The organism is Micromonospora sp. KC721, from assembly GCF_004348355.1.
Lineage (GTDB): Bacteria > Actinomycetota > Actinomycetes > Mycobacteriales > Micromonosporaceae > Micromonospora.
The window spans coordinates 1-2,251 of the sequence record NZ_SMJY01000360.1 but is presented as its reverse complement, the minus strand read 5'-3'; the positions used below and the strand labels follow the sequence as shown (position 1 = coordinate 2,251).

General features: G+C 73.4%; 1 protein-coding gene. It reads right to left on the bottom strand.

The genetic code is table 11. The annotated features are described in order from the left end of the window. The coding region (locus tag E1182_RS30280) for an efflux RND transporter permease subunit (RefSeq protein WP_132271150.1) at positions 1-2,189 on the bottom strand (2,189 nt) is incomplete at its 3' end. Between the last annotated feature and the right edge of the window lie 62 nt (positions 2,190-2,251).

The window sequence follows — 2,251 nt, the reverse complement described above, 5'->3', positions numbered from 1 at the left end:
GCCACCACCTGCCCCACCGCCGCCTCGCTCAGCCCGGCCCGTGCCGCGGTTAGCCGGTCGACCGCCACGTCGATCCGCGGCACCCGGGTCGCCAGGCCGGACCGCACGTCCTCGACGCCCGGCGTGCCCGCCATCGCCGCCTCGGCGGCCTGGGCCGCCCGCGCCAGCGTGTCCGGGTCGGCGGCCTGGACCAGCACCTCCAGCCGGTCGCCCTGCCCCTGGCCGAAGGTCAGCGCGCCGACCTGGTCGTCCAGCGCCGCGAACCGCTCGCGGAGGATCTCCTTCATCTCCTTGGCGTCGGTGTCGCCGGCCAGCGCCACCGACCAGCGGGCGGTGTTGGTACCGCCGCCGCCCTCCCACGGCCGGTCACTGCCCCCGACGGTGACCTGGTACGTCCGCACGCCGTCGGTGCCGGCCAGCACCTCCTCGACCCGGCGGGCGGCCTGGTCGGTGGCCGCCAGACCGGCGCCGGCCGGCAGCTCCTGGTTGATGGTCAGGGTGTCCTGGCCGGAGTCGTCGAGGAAGTTGGTCTCCAGCTGGCGGGAGAGCCCGAAGGTGCCGAGCAGCACCAGCAGGCCCGCCGCCACGGTGAGCCAGCGGGTGGCCCGGGACCGGGTGACGAACCCGATCACCGGCAGGTAGGCCCGCTGCAACGGGTTGCGCAGCTCCCTCTCCTCGGCGGCCCGGCGTGTTTCGGCGGCGTCCGCGCCGGTGTGGCGCGGCGTGAGGAACCAGTACGCCAGCACCGGGATCACGGTCAGCGACACCAGCAGCGAGGCGAGCAGCGCCACCGTCACGGTGATCGCGAACGGCGCGAAGAGCTGCCCGACGAAGCCGCCGACCAACGCGATCGGGGCGAACACCGCGACCGTGGTGAGGGTGGACGCGGTCACCGCGCCGGCCACCTCGCGCACCGCGGCGACGATCGCCGTCCGTTTCGGCTCGCCGTACGCCAGGTGGCGCTTGATGTTCTCCAGCACCACGATCGAGTCGTCGACCACCCGGCCCACGGCGATGGTGAGCGCGCCGAGGGTGAGCAGGTTGAGCGAGTAGTCGCCGATCCAGAGCGCGATCAGCGCCACCAGCACGGACAGCGGGATGGACACGGCGGTGACCACCGTGGACCGTACCGAGAGCAGGAAGACCAGGATCACCACCACGGCCATCAGCAGGCCGAGCAGGCCCTCGGTGGTCAGGCTCTCGATCGACTTCTCGACGAACGGCGCCTGGTCGAAGACCACGGTCAGCTCGGCGCCGGAGGCGGTACGCAGGTCGGTCAGCCGGTCCCGGATCTCGTGGGAGATGCGTACCGCGTTGCCGTCCGGCGCGGCGGTGACCTGGATCCCGATGCTCTCCTCGCCGTTGGTACGGGTGATCGCGGTGGCCGGGGCGAGCCGCTGCTCGACCGTCGCCACGTCTCCGAGGCGGACCGGGGGTGCCTTCGGCGCGGTGGAGGTCAGCACGATGCCGCGCAGCTCGTCCAGGGTGGTGACCGGGACGCCGACCTGCACCGGCAGGAGCCGGCTCCCGTCGCTCACCGCGCCGGCCGGGACGGCGACGCCGTTGTTGCGCAGCGCCGCGCCGATCGCGGTGGGGGCCAGTCGGGCGGCGGCGAACTTCGCCGGGTTCGGCGTGATCGTCACGACCTGTTCGCGGGTTCCGGTCACCGCGACCGCGCGGACCCCGTCGATCCGCTCCAGTTCGGGTACGACGGTGGTGCGCAGCCGCTCGGCGAGCGCCCGCTCGTCGCCTCCACCGCTGGCCGCGAGCACCACCGCCGGCAGGTCGTCGGTGCTGCCGGTGAGCACCTGGGGATCGACCCCCTCCGGCAGCTGCGCCTCGATCCGGCCCAGGGCGGTCCGCATCCGGTTCGCCGCGTCGTCGGCATCGGTGCCGAACGCGAACTGCACGGAGACGGTGGCCGAGCCCTCGCGGGAGGTGGAGGTCATCGTCTCCAGGCCGGCCAGGCCCCGGAGGCTGTTCTCGATCGGCTCGGTGACCTGGGACTCGACGATCTCCGGCCCGGCGCCCGGGTAGCCGGCGACGACGAACGCGCCCGGGAACTCCAGCGACGGCAGGAGCTGCTGCTTCAGGGCGGGCACCGCGAACACCCCGAACATCGCGGCCACCACCGCGATCAGGGCGACGAGCCCCCGGTTGGCGAGACTGGATCTGGCGAGCGACGACATCGGCAGGACTCACTCCTGGATTGGAGGGGTTGGCGAGGCCCTGAGTCTGCCCGATCGGACCC